The following is a 17,324-nucleotide window of genomic DNA, read 5'->3' as shown; positions in this document are numbered from 1 at the left end:
TTATGGATGCCATGTCACCGACACGACGGATCCATCAGAACGCGGCGCATTCGCTATCCGGTAGAGGAGGATGGAGGAGGAAAGCGGAGTCCTCCTACGTCCGCGAGGTGATCATGGGTTTGCCGACCTGGGCCGCGCGCTTGAAGGCCGCACGCCATGGCGAATGCTGGACGCAGAAGGAGGTGGCCCGACGCCTCACCGAGGCGGCTCGTGAGCATGCCGGTATCCGCATACCGGGCAGGGAATCTCTGACCCGGATGCTCAGGGACTGGGAGACCGGCAGGGCCCGGCCTCGCTCCCCCTACCCGCAGTTGCTCGCGCTGGTCTTCGGCCTCGACGAAGCGGTCTTGTTCGATGACAATGCCCCGCATGTTTTGAATAGTTCAACACTGGGCGACATGAGTGTCCTTAATTCGTTCGCTGTGAACGGCCGACCTGCCGACATGGATTACGTGACGATGCTCCGGCAAACCATTCAGGCACTCGTCGCGCTGGACGGCGCGCATGGTGGAAACGAGGTCTTCCCTCTTTCTCTGCGGGTTTTCCGAACCGCCAGTGCCAAGCTCGCCGAGGGAAACTTCACGGCCGGAATCGAGCGAGATCTGGAAGCCGTCGCCGGAGAGGCCGGAGAGGTCGCCGCCTGGATGGCGTACGACGCCGATCGTCAGGATGCCTCGCGCCAGATCATCCAGGAGGCGTTGATGCTCTCCCGCCTCGCTGGAGATCGCGGTATGGAGCTGTTCGAGCTGGGTCACCTGTCGATGCTGTCCTTGTATCGGCGTCGCCCGCACGAGGCGCTGCGCATCGCCGACGATGTACTCACCAACGGTGGCCTTCCCCCTCGCGTGGCGGCGATATTCGATGTGCGGCGCGGACGTGCGCTCGCCACCATGGGCGATAAGGCGCGAGGATTCGATGCGCTTCAGCGGGCGCGGTCCGCCCTCACTGAAAGCATCAGTGCGCGCGATCCCTACTGGACATGGTGGATGGACGAGGCCGAGCTGTCCTGGCACGAGGGCATGGCTCACGCGGAGCTGGGCGAGTGGCGGCAGGCTGTCGCCCCGATCGCAGAGGCCTTCGTCGGGCGATCCGTCCGGGGACGTTCCCGATACCAGTACGCCGCCCAGCTGCTCAATGCCCTTGTGCACGCGCAGGCGTGGCGTGAGGCCGAGCCGGTCATCGTAGATGTGATGGGGCAGGCGAGTGAGGTCGGTTCCGCACGTACGGCCAACCTGCTGCTTCGCGTCACCGACCGCATCGAGCGTGCTGGGACGGGCCCGACATCGACGCTCGCGGACTCCGCTCAGGATCTACGTTGCATGCTGGCTTCCTCGTGAAGTCCACGAACGGCGACGCCTCGCTGGTCAGTTGACCGACGGACATGGAGCGAATCCATGAGGTGCGGCGAGCCCTGGAGCAGTGGAACGATCTCGACTGCGTCACACAACTGGATGATCAGCTGTACGAGTGGCGTACGACCCTCATCGCGCTGCAGCGTTGAACGCGCGCACCTTGTCCAGCAACTCGGCCAGGGAGTCGATACGTAGCGAAGGCACGCGATCGGCGTCCGGGTCGGCCTGCTGGATTACCCCCCATGGGCCGCGCCGGATCAGCGCGGCGCGCATCCCGGCTGCAATTGCCGGGAGGACGTCGTTGTCCAGGCGGTCGCCGACGTACAGGATCTCGTGTGCCTCAAAGGGGACGACTTCGGCGACCCGCTTGAAGAACTCCGGATCCGGCTTGGAGGCCCCCCAGTCGTCGGAGGTGCCGATGAGGTCGACATCCGGCGTGAACAGCTCGCGCAGGATCCGGCCCGCGCGGACGGTCTGATTGCCTGCGATCCCGAGCCAGAGCCCATCGCCGCGCAGGGCGGCAAGGGCCGGCCGTACGTCGGCGTACAGGTCCTCCTCGTTGAAGGTCTCCGGCTGCCCGGCGGCGGCGCGCTTCTCGCGCTCCTTGTGGAGGTCGAAGCCAGGCCGGAACACCTGGAACGTCTCGCGGTAGTCGAGGCCGCGGGCGATGGTCGCGCCGAAGACGGCGCTGAAGGTGTGGCGGGGGACGTTGAGCCAGTCGGCCCAGGTGCCGTACTCGCGGCTTTCGTCCACGAGGCACTCGCCGACGTCGAAGACCACAGCGCGGATCATGACAGGAGCCTATTGGGGCTCCAGGTGCGTCGGCCAGTCCGCTCGTGGTCACGGCGGCGCACGCCTGGGAAGGGAGCCGCCGCGCTCCGGCCAGATCTGGGGCACGACCCGGCGGCTGGACACCGTGACCACCGGGTAGGCGATCGGGCATGACCCGAACCGACTACTACAACGATCCCAACGCCCCCGCACCGAACTCCGTCGTGCCCGGAGGTTCCGCGGTAGTGATCGACGACTTGGGGCGTGTTCTTTTGCACCGCCGACGCGACAGCGGGCTGTGGGCCCTGCCCGGCGGAGTGATGGACCTGGGTGAGACCATCGCCGACGCCGTGGCCCGCGAGGTCCGCGAGGAGACCGGCGTGACCGTGGAGATCACCAGCGTCGTCGGTATTTACAGCGACCCTCAGCACGTGATCGCCTACAGTGACGGCGAGGTCCGCCAGCAGTTCAACGTCTGCCTCCGCGCCCGGCCGGTGTCGGGCACGGCTCACGCGACGGACGAGGCGAGCGAAGTACGGTGGGTGTCTCCCGCGGAACTCGACGCACTCGACATGCACCCCACGCAGCGACTGCGCATCGGTCACGCTCTCGACGAGTCTCGCGTTCAGCCGTTCCTCGGTTGAACGATCCGGCGCCACATCGATACCTTCTTCCGCATCCGGTCGGCGATGTGGACGTGCTCATCTTCCTGCGAGTGGCGGTACCCCCTTCTTGTCGGCCTCGTTCGCGCCCGGCCGTTGCGTCACCGCTTGCCGGTACGCCCGCCGATCCCGACGATCCGGCACGTCTCACAACTTCGGACGTATCCCTCCCGCTCCGCGGTCAGTTCCTTCCGCCCCTGAAGGGAGCGGATCCCGAAGTCCGTCGTACTCCCCGAGCCGGGATGTCGCGACGACCGCCAGAAGGGCGAGCCCCCGGACCGTGTGGTCCGGGGGCTCTCGCCGTTCACCGCTCGACGCCGACGGGTTAGCGCTCGACCTCGCCGCGGATGAACTTCTCCACGTAGTCGCGTGCCTCGTCGTCGGAGTACTGCTCCGGCGGTGACTTCATGAAGTACGAGGAGGCGGACAGGATCGGCCCGGCGATGCCCCGGTCAAGAGCGATCTTGGCGGCGCGTACCGCGTCGATGATGATGCCGGCGGAGTTGGGGGAGTCCCAGACCTCCAGCTTGTACTCCAGGTTGAGGGGAGTGTCGCCGAAGGACCTGCCCTCCAGGCGCACGTACGCCCACTTGCGGTCGTCGAGCCACGGCACGTGGTCCGACGGGCCGATGTGCACGTCGGCCTTCTGCATCTCGTGCGGGATCTGCGAGGTGACCGACTGGGTCTTGGAGATCTTCTTGGACTGCAGGCGCTTGCGCTCCAGCATGTTCATGAAGTCCATGTTGCCGCCGAAGTTCAGCTGGTAGGTGCGGAGCAGCTCGACACCGCGGTCCTCGAACAGCTTGGCCATCACGCGGTGCGTGATGGTCGCCCCGACCTGCGACTTGATGTCGTCGCCGACGATCGGGACCCCGGCGTCGACGAACTTCTGGGCCCACGTGGGGTCGGAGGCGATGAACACCGGCAGCGCGTTGACGAACGCGACCTTCGCGTCGAGGGCGCACTGGGCGTAGAAGCGGTCGGCCTCCTCCGAGCCCACCGGCAGGTAGGAGACGAGGACGTCCACCTTGCTGTCCTTGAGGACCTGGACGACGTCGACCGGCGTCTCGTCGGACTCCTCGACCATCTCCCGGTAGTACTCGCCGAGGCCGTCGAAGGTGGGGCCACGCTGCACCGTGATGCCGAGCGGCGGCACGTCGCAGATCTTGATCGTGTTGTTCTCCGAGGCCACGATCGCCTCGGACAGGTCACGCCCGACCTTCTTGGCGTCCACGTCGAACGCCGCGACGAACTCCACGTCGCCGACGTGGTAGTCGCCGAACTTGACGTGCATCAGGCCCGGCACCCGGGCACCGGGGTCGGCGTCCCGGTAGTAGTGCACGCCCTGAATGAGCGACGTGGCACAGTTGCCTACACCGACAATGGCTACGCGCACCGAACCCATGGCACTCGCTCCCCTTTGTTCTCTCAGTGATCAGTTCTCTTCCGGGGTGGCGTGCCGCCCCGTCGTACCCGTCCCTGGCGCGGGCGCCCTGGACGTCTCATCTCGCGCGGGTCGCCGTTCCCCCTCCGGCGGCGACGCTCGCCGTTCGGTGGCGATCAGCTCATTCAACCAGCGCACTTCGCGTTCGACCGACTCCAGGCCGTGACGTTGGAGCTCGAGGGTGTAGCTGTCCAGCCGCTCGCGCGTACGGGCGAGTGCCGTGCGCACGCCGTCCAGACGCTCCTCGAGCCGGCTGCGGCGGCCTTCGAGGATGCGCAGGCGCACCTCGGCCTCGGTGTGCCTGAAGAAGGCGAAGTGCACGCCGAAGCTCTCGTCCTCCCAGGCGGACGGACCGGCCTGGGTGAGGAGCTCCTGCAGGCGTTCCTTGCCCTCCGCGGTCAGTTTGTAGACGATCTTCGAACGGCGGCCGGGGAGCACGATGGCGCTGTCGGCGGCCGTGGTGGCCGCGGCGGCCTCGCCGTCTTCGACGATCAGCCCGTCGGTGAGCAACTGACGGAGGCAGGGGTAGAGCGAGCCGTAGGAGAACGCCCGAAACATACCGAGCAGGGCATTGAGCCGTTTGCGCAGCTCATAGCCGTGTAGCGGGGTCTCGTGCAACGACCCGAGCACGGCCAGCTCCAGCACGCCGCCACGTCCGCCGGCCACTGGAAACCACCACCTCTCGCGTCGATGTATCGAACCGATACATCGACAGGATACGTCCATCCAACATAAGGCTGCAATCAGCGACTTTCCCAAGAGGTTGGGAGCAAACGAAAAAAAGCCGTAGTCTGACGCTTATGTGGTCACAGCAGGCGGTGGTGGGACACGGCCCCCACGCGGCGTGGACCGCTTTTCAATACCGGGAATCCCACGTCAACGTGGGAGAGGTCTGCCAAGGTTGTTGCTGGAACCACCTGACGATCTCGTTCGTCCCCGGGAATGGAGATCCACCCGAATAGGCCGGCTACCAGTGAGCCAAGGCGGCGAGATCTCCGGTGATCAGGAGGTAGTCTCGCCCGCCTGCACGCCGTCGTAGACCCCGATGACCAAACGAGGACGCGTGAGTTACAGCCACAGCAATGACCCGGAGTCGGACGGGCGCCAGGAGGGCGCCGATGGGTCGGCTCGCCAGGGGCGGCGCCGTCGCTCAAGCCCAGGAGCCGCTCCCCGTGCAGTTCCCCCTTCGCAAAACCCCCAAACCGGCGCGAGCTGGGATTCTCCCCGGCAGGCACCGCAGGCCCGGCCGCCGCAGGCGGCGGGAGCCGATCCCCGGACCGCGATGATGCCTCAGGGCGGGATGCCCTATCCCGGTGGCGCGTCCCAGCAGCCTGGCGGACCGCCCCGGCGCGACGCGGGCGCCCCCGGTGGCATGCCTCCACGCGGCCCCGAACAGCGCGGCCCCGAACAGCGCGGCCCCGAACAGCGTGGGGCCGAACAGCGGGGCGGCGAGATACGCCGCCGCGACACCGACCCGACCGGCCGCCGCGCCGAGGCCGCCTTCGAGGACACCCAGGCGATGCTCGCCGCCCAGGCGGGCGGCGGGCGTTCCGCCGGCCCGAGACCGGGCGAGGGCGGGCGCAGGCGTCGCGGGCGCGGGGCGAGCGGTCCCGCCGCGGGTGGACCCGGCGGCCCCGAGGGGCCCGGGGGACCTGGGGGACACGGTCCCGATGACGGCGACGACGAGCCCCAGGTCAAGAGATGGACGCGCTTCCTGCCCAACTGGAAGATCGTCATGGCCAGCTTCGTGGTTCTCAGCGCGGGCGTCTTCGGCATGATCGCGGTGGCCTACGCCAACACGCCCATCCCCTTGTCCACGCAGGCCAGCGTGGACGACCGGGGCAGCGTCATCTACTACCGCGACAAGAAGACCCCGATCGCGCGCCTGGGCATCCAGCGCACCCCGGTGAAGCTCTCACAGGTTCCCAAGCACGTCCAGGACGCGGTGATCGCCCTGGAGAACCAGACCTTCCGCACCGACAGCGGCATCGACATCGCGGGCATGGCCCGCTCGCTCTGGAGCACCGTCAGCGGCACCCAGCTTCAGGGCGCCTCGACCATCACCCAGCAGATGGCGCGCGGCTACTACGACGGTCTCAGTGCGGAGGTCTCGATCCAGCGAAAGATCAAGGAGATCTTCGTCGCGGTCAAGATCAGCAAGACGCTGGAGAAGGACCAGATCCTCGAGGAGTACTTCAACCTCGTCTACTTCGGTCGTAACGCGTACGGCATCCAGGCCGCGGCGAAGGCGTACTTCGGCAAGAACGTCGGCGAGCTGACCGTGCCGGAGGGCGCCTACCTGGCCGGCCGGATCCAGAACCCGACCACCTTCGACAACCAGGAGAAGGCCGGCAACTACGCCGCGACCAAGGAGCGGTTCGAGGCCGCGATCAGGAACATGGCGGAGCTCGATCCCGCCGCGTACGGCAAGTACGCGGGAAGCTCCTTCGAGGACCTGAAGTTCGAGAAGGTCAAGGTCGCGCAGACCTTCAAGGGTCTCAAGGGCTACATGCTCAACATCGTCTTCCGGGAGCTCAAGGCGCGGCACATCGAGCAGAGTGAGCTGGAGACCGAGGGCTACAAGGTCTACACCACCTTCGACAAGGGCATGATGGAGCAGGCGTACAAGGCGGTGAAGGCCCGCACCTCCGGCCTGGAGCCGACCATCCACGCCAGGGTGGCCTCGGTGGACCCGAAGAACGGCCGGGTGCTCGCCTTCTACAGCGGCGACGACTTCGTCAACGACTACAACAACCGCGCGTTCGACTCCACCAAGCAGGCGGCGTCGGCGTTCAAGCCCTACGTGCTCGCGGCCTGGCTGGAGAGCGGCAAGTCGCTCGACAGCCTGGTCGACGGCATGCGGACGATCAAGATGCCCGGCACCACCCCGATCAGCAACTCGGGGAACGCGGCGTTCGGGCCGATCGACATGGTCAAGGCCATGGCCAGCTCGGTCAACACTGTCTTCGTGCAGATGGGCGATGAGGTGAAGCTCGAAGAGGTGGCGAGGATCGCCAAGGAGGCGGGGGTCGGCGAGACGGCCAAGTACGACCCCCGCTACCAGGGCAAGAACGCGGTCGACTACGCGGTCGCCGAGCAGAAGTACCAGGTCACCATCGGCAGTGCCTCGGTCACCGCGGTCGAGCAGGCCGCCGGTTACGGGATCTTCGCCAACGAGGGCAAGCACTTCAACTGGCACACCGTCACCAAGGTGACCAAGGTCGACGGCACTCCCGTGCTGGACGAGCAGATCCACGAGAACCAGGTCATCACCGCCGAGTCCGCCGCCGACGCGACCGTCGCGCTCCAGGCCGTCGTCAGGGGCGGCACCGGTGGCGCCGCCAACATCGGCACCCGGCCGGTGGCAGGCAAGACCGGCACGAACAACGGCTACAAGGACGCCTGGTTCGTCGGCTTCACCCCGCAGCTCGTCACCGCGGTCGGCATGTCCAAGGATGTGCCCTACAACAAGGCCGGGACGCGCAAGCTCAAGGTCGACAAGTACGGCCTGCCGAACCGGAAGCTCGACGACTCCAAGATCCTCTGGAAGGAGGAGCCCATGCCCTCCTTCATCGGGGGCGGCGGCACCCCGACCCAGATCTGGCACGACTACATGCAGGCCGTGACCGCCAAGGACGAGGTCCTGCAGTTCCCGCCGAGGGCCAACAGCGGGGTACGGAACAACCTGGCCACGCCCAGCCCGACGCCCACCCCGACGCCGACGATGGATGACACCAACCCCTTCCCCGACGAGAACGGTGACGACGGCGGCTGGCCGAACGACAACCCCGACGGCGGCGGCGAGACGGACCAGCCCGAGGGCCGCGAGTGCCTGCCCTGGGACGGCTCGTGCGACGTCGGCAACGACGGCGGCGGAGGCGACGGCGGTTCGGGCGACGAGCCGCCGATCGGCGAGATCGGGCAGGGCGGCGCGCCGGGCGCGGTCGGCGCCCCCGGCACGCCGGCCGCGGCCCTCGTGCCGACACCCACGGCGAGCGGACGACGTCCCTGATGAAGAACCTCCTGTCGCCGCGGAGTTCGCTGCCCGAGTTCGGCATCCGGGCCATCCCGTACGTGCCCCTGGCCCTGTTCGCGGGGCTGGGGGCGGTCCTGGCCTGGTTCTGGAAGTGGCCGTGCCGCGTCGGCGGGGCGTGGAACCACGGGACCCTGCAGTTCACGAACTTCTGTTACACCGACATCTATCCCCTGTGGTGGAACGAGAAGCTCAACGAGGGCAAGGTCCCCTACTTCGACTATCCGGTCGAGTACCCCGTCGGCATCGGCGGGATCATGGAGTTCTTCCGCCGGATCGTCACCAACATGAGCGACCCGGGGACGGCGTTCTACGACCTCACCGTCATCCTCATGGCGCTCTGCCTGGTCGTCGGCGTGCTGCTGATGGCCACGCTGGCCGGTCCCGCCAGGCGCTGGGACGCGCTCTGGTACGCCCTGGCCCCCGCGCTGATCCTCACCGCGTACATCAACTGGGACCTGGCGGCCAACGCCCTCGCGCTGGGCGCGCTGCTGGCCTGGTCGAAGCGGAAGCAGTGGCTCGCGGGCATCCTGCTGGGCCTGGCGATCGCCACCAAGTTCTACCCGCTGATGTTCCTCGGCCCGCTGTTCCTGCTGACGCTGCGCACCGGCAGATGGGTGCCGTTCCTCAAGACGATCGGCGGGGTCGCGGGCGCCTGGCTCGTCGTCAACGTGCCGATCATGTACTTCGCCTTCGACGGCTGGAAGAGGTTCTACGTCTTCAGCCAGGAGCGGCCGGCCGACTGGGGCTCCATCTGGTACTTCTTCAACCAGAAGCAGTGGCCGATCCTGGGTGACTCCGAGCTCCTCGACAAGCTGGGCGTCGTCTCGCTCGCCGCGTTCTGCCTGGCGATCGCGGTGATCACCCTGACGGCCAAGACCCGTCCCCGCCTGATGCAGCTGTGCTTCCTCACCCTGGCGGCGTTCATGCTGACCAACAAGGTGTGGTCGCCGCAGTACGTGCTCTGGCTGATTCCCTTCGCGGTGCTGGCCAGGCCGGGCTGGAAGCCGATCGCGCTCTGGCAGCTCGCCGAGTGCTGGTACTTCTTCGCGATCTGGCTCTATCTCGTCGGCATCCAGCCGGGCAACGAGGCCCTGGGCATCGCGGGCGACACCTACTTCACCGCCGTGTGGGCCCGCGCGATCACCATCCTGATCATGATGGCGTTCGTCGTCCGGGACATCTTCGTCCCGGACAGGGACGTGGTCCGCCAGGACGGGACCGACGACCAGGCGGGCGGCGTCTTCGACGGGGCACCCGACCGCTTCCGGCTCGCGCTCTCCTAGCGCCTCAGGAAGCGTCCGGCGGTCCGCCGAGATGACAGGGGGCACAAGGTGGGGCTGTTCAGCGAACGTCCGAGTCTGGCGGGCCGCCGAGGTGATCCGGGACAATCCGACCTTGTGATCACTCCTCCCGCTCCTCCGCGCGACACCGCGACGGAAGGGCTGCTGCTCTGGCTGGCCTCCAGGCTGGGAATCGTCATCCTGGTCGTCGTCGGTGCTCAGGCGCTGATGGAGGGGGACGCCGTACCGAAGCCGTTCCTGGAGCGCTGGCGCAACTGGGACGCCGGGCTTCTCATCACCATCGCCGAGCACGGCTACGACGGCGCCCCGGGCAGCGAGCCCGACAAGGGGTTGCCCGCCTTCTTCCCCGGAATGCCGCTGATGCTCCGCGCGGTGCATCTCGTGATCGACGACTGGACGCTCGCCGGGCTGCTGATCTCCTTCGTGGCCGGTGCCGTCGCGATGACGGCGCTCGCCAGGCTGGCCGAGTTCGAGGGATCGCCGGAGGCCGGCCGGTGGGCGGTGCTGGCGCTGCTGCTCTGGCCGATGGCGGTGTTCCTGTTCGCGGGCTACAGCGAGTCGCTCTTCCTGGCCTTCGCCGTCCCCGCCTGGCTCGCGGCGCGTCAGGGCCGCTGGCCGCTCGCCGCGGCCCTGGCCGCGGGCGCCTCCTGCGTACGCATCACCGGCCTGTTCCTGGCCCTCGCGCTGCTCGTGGAGTTCGTCGCGCGCAGGCAGCCCGTACGGCGGGCGGGGTGGCTGCTCCTCCCGTTCGTGCCGCTCGCGCTCTACTCCGCCTACCAGTACTCCCGGACGGGAGACTGGCTGGCCTGGAAGACCGCGCAGGAGGCCGGCTGGGGGCGTCACATGGTGTGGCCCTGGGAGTCGCTGATCACGACCTGGAACGCGGCCATGGGCGAGGGGCGGTTCGCCTGGGCGTTCCGGTTGGAGATCGCGGGGGCGGTTGTCGGGATCGCACTCGTGCTGGTCCTGCTCTGTCTGCGGAGGTGGAGCGAGTTCGTCTACGTGGGGCTCCAGGTGGGCGCCCTGCTGTGCTCCGCCTACTACCTGTCGGTGCCGCGCTCGGCGCTGCTGTGGTGGCCGCTCTTCATCCTGATCGCCAAGGCGAGCAGCGGGCCGGCGCCGTGGCGACGATGGATCATCATCGTCTACGCCCTGGTGGTGGGCCCGTTGATGGCGCTCAACACGCTGATCTTCGCCGACGGCGCCTGGGTGGGCTGAGCCGTGGGGGGCTCCCCCTTACCCACTCTTCGGAAAAAGTAATCCCATGAAGTTATCCACAGGCTGTGGATCAATGTCCGCCGATGGGTCCGTCTCACCTCGGAGCCTCATCCGGGGTCTCGTCCAGGGAACCCCGTCCGGTGGCCCCTCCGGAACTTCGCGTGCGGCCTCGCCCTGGATCCCGAACGTGAACCCTCGTCCTAGAGCTTCGTCCTGAGGAAGGCGATGTCCTCGGCCTGGCCGTCGAAGGGGGTCTCCACCACGATCGGCGCGTTCGCGCTCCGGCACACGCCCAGGATGAGCTCGGGGTCGATCTGGCCCGCGCCGAGACTCGCGTGCCGGTCGGCGCCGGAGTCGAAGGCGTCGCGCGAGTCGTTGCAGTGGACCAGGTCGATCCTGCCGGTGATCGCCATGACCCGCTCGACCACGTCCGCCAGGTCCTCGCCGCCCGCGTGGGCGTGACAGGTGTCGAGACAGAAGCCCACGTCGAAGCCGTCGAGCGCGTCCCACAGCCGGGCGACGCGCTCGAGCTTGCGCGCCATCGCGTTGCCGCCGCCCGCGGTGTTCTCGATGAGAACGGGGACCTCGTGCTCCTCCAGGCGCTCGAACACCTTGCGCCAGTTGTCGAAGCCCTTCTGCGGGTCGTCCCCGGCGTTCACGTGCCCGCCGTGGACGATCAGCCCCCGGGCGCCCAGCTCGGCCGCCGCCGCGAGGTGCGAGCTCAGCAGCTTGCGGCTGGGGATGCGCACCCGGTTGTTGGCGGTCGCCACGTTGATCACGTAGGGGGCGTGGACGTAGACCTCCACGTCCGAGTCCTTGATCTCCCGGGTCTTCTCGCCGATGACCGGGGCCTTCCACCCCTTCGGGTCACCGAGGAAGAACTGCACGACCTCGGCGCCGCGCGCCCTGGCATGCGCCAGCGGGTCGTCCTGGTCGACATGAGCTCCGATAAGCGGCATGTATCCGAGAGTAGCCGTTTCAACGCCGAGGGCAGGGGCAGTCGCAGGTCGCGCCCCACCGCCCGCCCCCACGGGCCAACCCCCAAGGAGTTCCAAGTGGCTGCTCGCTATCGCAGAGGGATCAGTCTCATCGGCCTCATCTACATCCTGATCGGGATCTACGTCGCCTGGGTGTACGACTACATCACCCCCGCGCTCCTGAAGGACATCGCGGAGGCCCTGCTCGCCGTCTTCCTGTGGTTCCTCATCCTGCTGGGCGTGGACCTGCGTCTGGCCGGCTAGCCGTTCCCCGCCCGCGTGCCCCGCGCCGGTCCGGCCCTCACGGTCCGGTCTTCGCCGGTGTGGCCCTCGTCAGGTTCGGGACCCTACGGGAGGAAACCCCCGTGGCGGATGCCGAAGGCCACACCGACGAACGAGGCCACGATGCCCACGATGTTCAGCGCGCGCTCCGGCGTCGTCGCGGAGACGTACTGGGAGTAGAGGCCTCCGCAGAACCCCAGCACCCCCAGCCACGACGCGACGGAGTGCGCGGAGGGAACGAGCCCGGCCGCGAAGGCGATCAGCCCGCAGAGGATCGTGCAGACGCTCAGCGCGTTCTCCAGGGGGTGGCGCCGCCCGTCGCTGTTCAGTCTGAACCGGAAACGCCTGCTCCGGTGGTGTCCGGACACATGAGGCATCCTCACCGCCCCCTTCCCCCGTGAGGTTCACCATGAGGGCGTGTCCTCGTGAGGGCGAACCCGTCTCTTCTGTGGGGACGTGCCCGGCGAGGTGACGGCCCAACCCTTGACGGGCTGGTAGGCTGGCACGGCTACGTCGAATGGGTGTGTCATGGCCCACCCTCCACCCCGAGCGCCGAAATGGGAGTCCGGGGTGAAGTACGTCAGCGTCCTCCTGTCACGGCACGGTGTCGTGACCGCAAGAGTCCAGAGGAGGTTGGAAGTCAGCATGCGCCGTTACGAAGTGATGGTCATTCTTGACCCCTCGCTCGATGAGCGTACGGTCGCCCCTTCCCTCGACCAGTTCCTCACGGTCGTCCGCAACGACGGCGGCACCGTGGAGAAGGTCGACGTGTGGGGTCGCCGCAGGCTGTCCTACGACATCGCGAAGAAGCCCGAGGGCATCTACGCCGTCATCGACCTGAGCGCCGAGCCCGCCACGGTCAAGGAGCTCGACCGGCAGATGAACCTCAACGAGGGAATCCTGCGCACCAAGGTCCTGCGCCCGGACGTGCACTAATCTCCGGCATTTTGTCGGACGGCAGCCGTACTCTGAGCCGATAACCAGCGAAGGCCGCAGGAAGGGCAGCGCTAGCCATGGCAGCAGGCGACACCACGATCACCATCGTCGGCAACCTCGTCGACGATCCGGAGCTGCGCTTCACCCCCACGGGGCAAGCGGTGGCCCGGTTTCGCATCGCGTCCACTCCGAGGTTCCTCGACAAGACGACCAACGAGTGGAAAGACGGCGAAGGCCTGTTCCTGACCTGCAACGTGTGGCGGCAGGCGGCGGAGAACGCCGCCGAGAGCCTCCAGCGCGGCATGCGGGTCATCGTTCAGGGACGGCTCCGCCAGAGGTCTTACGAGACCAAGGAAGGCGAGAAGCGCACCGTCTACGAGGTTGAGGTCGACGAGGTCGGCCCCTCCCTGAGAAACGCGACCGCCAAGGTCAACAAGACCGCCCGTCAGGGCGGTGGCGGCGGTGGTGGCGGCTTCGGCGGCGGCCCCGCCAACGACCCGTGGGCCTCCGCGGCGCCGGCCGCACCGCAAGGTGGCGGTTTCTCCGGCGGCGGCGGCAACAACTACGGCGGCGGTGGCGGCGGCGGCGGTCAGCAGCAGGGTGGCGGCGGCTTCGGCGGCGGCGACTTCAGCGACGAACCGCCTTTCTAGGGACGCTCCTCCGGGACGGCCGCGACCGCGCCCGACATCCCAGTCCATATCCGCAGCGACCATTCCCGCCTGACGGCGGGGCTCTGAAAGGAGCACCACGATGGCCAAGCCGGCATTGCGCAAGCCCAAGAAGAAGGTTTGCCTGTTCTGCCACGACAAGATCTCCTACGTCGACTACAAGGACACGGCGCTGCTTCGGAAGTTCATCTCCGACCGCGGCAAGATCCGTGCCCGCCGGGTGACGGGTAACTGCACCCAGCACCAGCGTGACGTGGCGACCGCTATCAAGAACGCTCGTGAGATGGCGCTCCTGCCGTACATGAGCACCGCGCGCTAAGGAGGTCCGGACAGATGAAGCTCATTCTCACCAGTGAGGTCACCGGCCTCGGCACCCCCGGCGACATCGTCGAGGTCAAGAGTGGCTACGGCCGCAACTACCTGCTTCCCCGCGGTTTCGCGATCCTCTGGACGCGCGGCGGCGAGAAGCAGATCTCCTCGATCAAGAAGGCCCGCGACGCTCGCGAGATTCGCGACCTTGGCACCGCCAAGGAAGTCGCCGGTCAGCTGCGGGCCCTGAAGGTGGTCCTGAAGACGAAGGCCGGCGAGTCCGGCCGCCTCTTCGGTTCCATCACCACGGGTGACGTCGCCGAGGCCGTCAAGGCCGCCGGTGGCCCCCTGCTCGACCGCCGTCGCATCGAGATCGCCTCCGCGATCAAGAGCCTCGGCTCTCACCGGGTCAGCGTCAAGCTGCACCCGGAGGTCTCCGCGTCCCTCGATGTCGAGGTCGTCGCGGCCTGACAGGCCCCGTGAGACAAGGGCCCCTCCCCGTTCGCGGGGAGGGGCCCTTGTTCTTTCCCGGTCCTCCGGCGGGTCCTGGAGGACGGGGAAAAGCCCCTTTCCCCCCGGGGAAAGTTCATATGCTGGTACCCCGTTACCCCAGGTCACTGCGAATACATACAATTCGGGAATCGTTGCTTCGCCCTGGAGGTTTTGTCATGGTCCGTCCCTCGACGCTGTTCGCGCTCGGTGCCCTCGCGGCGACCGCGGTGGCCTGTGCGCCGGCCTCGGAAACGACGACCCAGGCGAGCCCCGCGTCCTCAAGCGCCTCCGGCGCCTCCACGGCTCCCAGCGCCTGCGCCAAGGACAGTCCCGCGCTGAAGACCCCCGGAAAGCTGACCATCGGCACCGACAAGCCCGCCTACGAGCCGTGGTTCAGCGACGACGACCCGTCCAACGGCAAGGGCTTCGAGAGCGCGGTCGCCTATGCCGTCGCGGGGCAGCTGGGCTTCGCCAAGGGCGACGTCACCTGGGCCACGGTGAAGTTCGACTCCGCGTTCGCGCCGGGCGCCAAGCAGTTCGACTTCGACGTCAACCAGGTCTCGGTGACCCCCGACCGGGCCAAGGTCGTCGACTTCAGCAAGGGGTACTACACGGTCAAGCAGGCCGTGGTCGCGCTGGACGGCTCCAAGGTCGCCTCCGCCACCGACCTGGCGGGCCTGAAGGACGCCAAGATCGGTGTGCAGGTCGGCACCACCTCGCTGCAGGCGGTCAAGGACGTCATCCAGCCCTCGTCCGAGCTCAACGTCTACAACGAGCAGATCGACGCCGTCAACGCGCTGAAGAACAAGCAGGTCGACGCCGTGGTGGTGGACCTGCCCACCGCCTTCTACGTGACCGCCGCACAGGTCGAGAACTCCAAGATCGTCGGCCAGTTCGGCGCGGCCTCCGGGGAGCCCGAGGTCTTCGGCGCTGTCTTCGAGAAGGGCAGCCCGCTGGTGGGCTGCGTCGACGAGGCCATCGACAAGCTGACCGCCTCCGGTGAGCTGGCGAAGATCGAGACCGAGTGGCTCGGCTCCGCCGCGGGCGCACCGGAGCTGAAGTGACTCTGGAGTACCCTCCGACGTCACCCATGTCCAGGGCCGGAACCGGGGCCGGGGTCCCGCCGCGGGCGCGGAGCGCGTACGGTCCGCGCCACGGCGGCGCTCGATGAAGGACGACGAGCGCCTGCGGGTTCCCGACGGCTGGGCGAAGAGCGAGCGGCAGCTCGAGCGGGAGCGGCTCCGCAGGAGGTCGTCGATCCGTTCGGGCTCCGTCGCGTCGGTCTCGACGATCCTCGTGATCGTCCTGCTGCTCTGGCTCTTCACGGCCTCTCCCGGCTGGCCCAGGGTGCGGGAGACGTTCTTCGACCTCGACCAGTTCACCGAGGCGCTGCCGGACGTGCTGAGCGGGTTCCTGCTCAACATCAAGATCTTCCTGATCGCCGAGCCGCTGATCCTCGTCGTGGGACTGCTCGTCGCGCTGGCCCGCAACCTCACGGCGCCGGTGTTCTTCCCGCTGCGCGCCCTGGCGGTGATCTACACCGACGTCTTCCGCGGCGTGCCCACGATCCTCGTCATCTATCTCGTCGGCTTCGGCCTGCCCGCGCTCGGCCTGCAGGGTACGCCGACGGACCTCGCGACGCTGGGCATCATCGCGCTCACCCTCTCGTACGGCGCGTACGTGGCGGAGGTCTTCCGGGCGGGCATCGAGTCGGTGCACCCCAGCCAGCGGGCCGCGGCCCGGTCGCTCGGGCTGAGCCACGGCCAGACCATGCGCTACGTGGTGGTGCCGCAGGCCGTGCGCAGGGTGGTGCCGCCGCTGCTCAACGACTTCGTCTCGCTGCAGAAGGACACCGCGCTCGTCGCCACGATCGGCCCCCTGGAGGCGCTGCGCCAGGCGCAGATCCACGTCGCCAGCACCTTCAACTACACCCCCTACCTGGCGGCGGCGCTGCTGTTCATCCTGCTCACCATCCCGATGGCCCGCTTCACCGACTACCTGGCGGCCCGATCGCAGAGGCGGCGGGGCCAGTGAGCGGGCGAAGCGGGGCGTACGGCGGTAGCGTGCCACCGCCCGGTGAGACGGTGGCGCGGAAGGAGAGGGCATGAGCCTGCTGTCCATCGAGGGCCTGTGGAAGAACTACCGCGGTCACAGCGTGCTGCGCGGGATCGACCTGGAGGTCGAGCCGCACGAGGTGGTCTGCCTGATCGGCGCCTCCGGCTCCGGCAAGTCCACCCTGCTGCGCTGCGTCAACCTGCTGGAGACCGCCGACGACGGCACGATCACCCTGGACGGTGAGGAGATCACCGACGCCGGGACCGACCCCGACGACGTGCGCAAGCGCATGGGCATCGTGTTCCAGGCGTTCAACCTGTTCCCGCACATGAGCGTGCTCGACAACATCACGCTGGCCCCGCGCAAGGTCCACAAGGTGGGCGGGAGACAGGCCGAGTCGCAGGCTCGCGACCTGCTGGCCAGGTTCGGCCTGGCGGACAAGGCGGACGCCTATCCCGACCAGCTCTCCGGCGGCCAGCAGCAGCGTGCCGCCATCATCAGGGCCCTGGCCACCCGGCCCCGCCTGATGCTGCTGGACGAGGTCACCTCCGCTCTGGACCCGGCGCTGGTCAAGGAGGTGCTCGGGATCATCCGAGAGCTCAAGGAGGGGGGCATGACCATGATCCTGACCACCCACGAGATGGGTTTCTGCCGCGAGATCGCCGACACCGTCTGCTTCCTCGACGGCGGTGTCCTCCTGGAACGTGGCACCCCCGAGCAGATCTTCACCGATCCTCGCGAGCCTCGCACCAGGGAGTTCGTGCAGAGCGTGATCGACGCCCGGCGACTCTGACGGGCCTTCGAGGCCTCAGCGGACGGCC

At 67.9% G+C, this 17,324-nt stretch carries 18 protein-coding genes; 13 read left to right on the top strand and 5 right to left on the bottom strand.

Features of this window, described 5'->3' with window-relative positions:
- Nucleotides 1-107: 107 nt before the first annotated feature.
- Nucleotides 108-1,337, top strand: a complete 1,230-nt coding sequence (locus OG587_RS07350; protein ID WP_329088068.1) for a hypothetical protein — start codon at nt 108-110, stop codon at nt 1,335-1,337.
- Nucleotides 1,338-1,481: 144 nt separating this feature from the next.
- On the opposite strand, the gene OG587_RS07345 is transcribed toward OG587_RS07350, so the two are convergent.
- Entirely contained in the window at nt 1,482-2,144 is a 663-nt protein-coding gene (locus OG587_RS07345) for an HAD family hydrolase (protein WP_329088066.1), read from the bottom strand.
- A gap of 149 nt (nt 2,145-2,293) precedes the next feature.
- On the opposite strand from OG587_RS07345, the gene OG587_RS07340 reads away from it, so the two are divergent.
- Nucleotides 2,294-2,767 (top strand): NUDIX domain-containing protein, encoded by a 474-nt coding sequence (locus OG587_RS07340; RefSeq protein ID WP_329088064.1) that lies wholly within the window; start codon nt 2,294-2,296, stop codon nt 2,765-2,767.
- A gap of 343 nt (nt 2,768-3,110) precedes the next feature.
- Here the strand turns inward: OG587_RS07340 and OG587_RS07335 are convergent, their stop codons facing one another.
- Nucleotides 3,111-4,190: an inositol-3-phosphate synthase gene (locus OG587_RS07335; RefSeq protein ID WP_329088062.1), complete on the bottom strand. Its 1,080-nt coding sequence runs from the start codon at nt 4,188-4,190 to the stop codon at nt 3,111-3,113.
- A 30-nt stretch (nt 4,191-4,220) separates the two neighbouring features.
- Nucleotides 4,221-4,895 (bottom strand): PadR family transcriptional regulator, encoded by a 675-nt coding sequence (locus tag OG587_RS07330; protein ID WP_329088061.1) that lies wholly within the window; start codon nt 4,893-4,895, stop codon nt 4,221-4,223.
- 634 nt (nt 4,896-5,529) lie between these two features.
- Between OG587_RS07330 and OG587_RS07325 the strand changes: the two genes are divergently transcribed.
- The 3 genes from OG587_RS07325 (at nt 5,530) to OG587_RS07315 (ending at nt 10,784) form a co-directional block, all read left to right on the top strand.
- The gene (locus OG587_RS07325; RefSeq protein ID WP_329088060.1) at nt 5,530-8,241 is read left to right on the top strand and encodes a transglycosylase domain-containing protein; all 2,712 of its coding nucleotides are present in this window, start codon (nt 5,530-5,532) and stop codon (nt 8,239-8,241) included.
- On the top strand, nt 8,241-9,548 hold the full coding sequence (locus OG587_RS07320) for a glycosyltransferase family 87 protein (protein WP_329088059.1): 1,308 nt from the start codon (nt 8,241-8,243) through the stop codon (nt 9,546-9,548). Before OG587_RS07325 ends, OG587_RS07320 begins: the two co-directional genes overlap by 1 nt.
- Before the next feature lie 114 nt (nt 9,549-9,662).
- A complete protein-coding gene (locus tag OG587_RS07315) occupies nt 9,663-10,784 on the top strand; it encodes a hypothetical protein (RefSeq protein WP_329088058.1) in 1,122 nt (373 codons plus the stop codon).
- 200 nt (nt 10,785-10,984) lie between these two features.
- Here OG587_RS07315 and OG587_RS07310 read toward each other — a convergent pair whose 3' ends face one another.
- The gene (locus OG587_RS07310) at nt 10,985-11,743 is read right to left on the bottom strand and encodes a deoxyribonuclease IV (protein WP_329088056.1); all 759 of its coding nucleotides are present in this window, start codon (nt 11,741-11,743) and stop codon (nt 10,985-10,987) included.
- 96 nt (nt 11,744-11,839) lie between these two features.
- On the opposite strand from OG587_RS07310, the gene OG587_RS07305 reads away from it, so the two are divergent.
- Entirely contained in the window at nt 11,840-12,025 is a 186-nt protein-coding gene (locus OG587_RS07305; protein WP_329088054.1) for a hypothetical protein, read from the top strand.
- A gap of 83 nt (nt 12,026-12,108) precedes the next feature.
- Here the strand turns inward: OG587_RS07305 and OG587_RS07300 are convergent, their stop codons facing one another.
- On the bottom strand, nt 12,109-12,420 hold the full coding sequence (locus OG587_RS07300) for a hypothetical protein (RefSeq protein WP_443075498.1): 312 nt from the start codon (nt 12,418-12,420) through the stop codon (nt 12,109-12,111).
- A gap of 268 nt (nt 12,421-12,688) precedes the next feature.
- On the opposite strand from OG587_RS07300, the gene rpsF reads away from it, so the two are divergent.
- The 7 genes from rpsF (at nt 12,689) to OG587_RS07265 (ending at nt 17,296) form a co-directional block, all read left to right on the top strand.
- On the top strand, nt 12,689-12,979 hold the full coding sequence (rpsF, locus tag OG587_RS07295; RefSeq protein WP_030919721.1) for a 30S ribosomal protein S6: 291 nt from the start codon (nt 12,689-12,691) through the stop codon (nt 12,977-12,979).
- A 77-nt stretch (nt 12,980-13,056) separates the two neighbouring features.
- The gene (locus OG587_RS07290; protein WP_329088050.1) at nt 13,057-13,629 is read left to right on the top strand and encodes a single-stranded DNA-binding protein; all 573 of its coding nucleotides are present in this window, start codon (nt 13,057-13,059) and stop codon (nt 13,627-13,629) included.
- 100 nt (nt 13,630-13,729) lie between these two features.
- Nucleotides 13,730-13,966 (top strand): 30S ribosomal protein S18, encoded by a 237-nt coding sequence (gene rpsR, locus OG587_RS07285; RefSeq protein WP_012895699.1) that lies wholly within the window; start codon nt 13,730-13,732, stop codon nt 13,964-13,966.
- A 14-nt stretch (nt 13,967-13,980) separates the two neighbouring features.
- On the top strand, nt 13,981-14,427 hold the full coding sequence (gene rplI, locus OG587_RS07280; RefSeq protein WP_329088042.1) for a 50S ribosomal protein L9: 447 nt from the start codon (nt 13,981-13,983) through the stop codon (nt 14,425-14,427).
- 197 nt (nt 14,428-14,624) lie between these two features.
- Nucleotides 14,625-15,512 carry an ABC transporter substrate-binding protein gene (locus tag OG587_RS07275; RefSeq protein ID WP_329088041.1) on the top strand — a complete coding sequence of 296 codons (888 nt, stop codon included), beginning with the start codon at nt 14,625-14,627 and terminating at the stop codon, nt 15,510-15,512.
- A 103-nt stretch (nt 15,513-15,615) separates the two neighbouring features.
- On the top strand, nt 15,616-16,482 hold the full coding sequence (locus tag OG587_RS07270) for an amino acid ABC transporter permease (RefSeq protein ID WP_329088039.1): 867 nt from the start codon (nt 15,616-15,618) through the stop codon (nt 16,480-16,482).
- Nucleotides 16,483-16,552: 70 nt separating this feature from the next.
- A complete protein-coding gene (locus OG587_RS07265) occupies nt 16,553-17,296 on the top strand; it encodes an amino acid ABC transporter ATP-binding protein (protein ID WP_329088037.1) in 744 nt (247 codons plus the stop codon).
- Nucleotides 17,297-17,324 lie beyond the last annotated feature (28 nt).

Source organism: Streptosporangium sp. NBC_01469, assembly GCF_036227305.1.
Classification (GTDB): Bacteria; Actinomycetota; Actinomycetes; order Streptosporangiales; family Streptosporangiaceae; genus Streptosporangium.
Note: the sequence above shows the minus strand (reverse complement) of the source record. Positions and strands in the feature narration are given on the sequence as shown.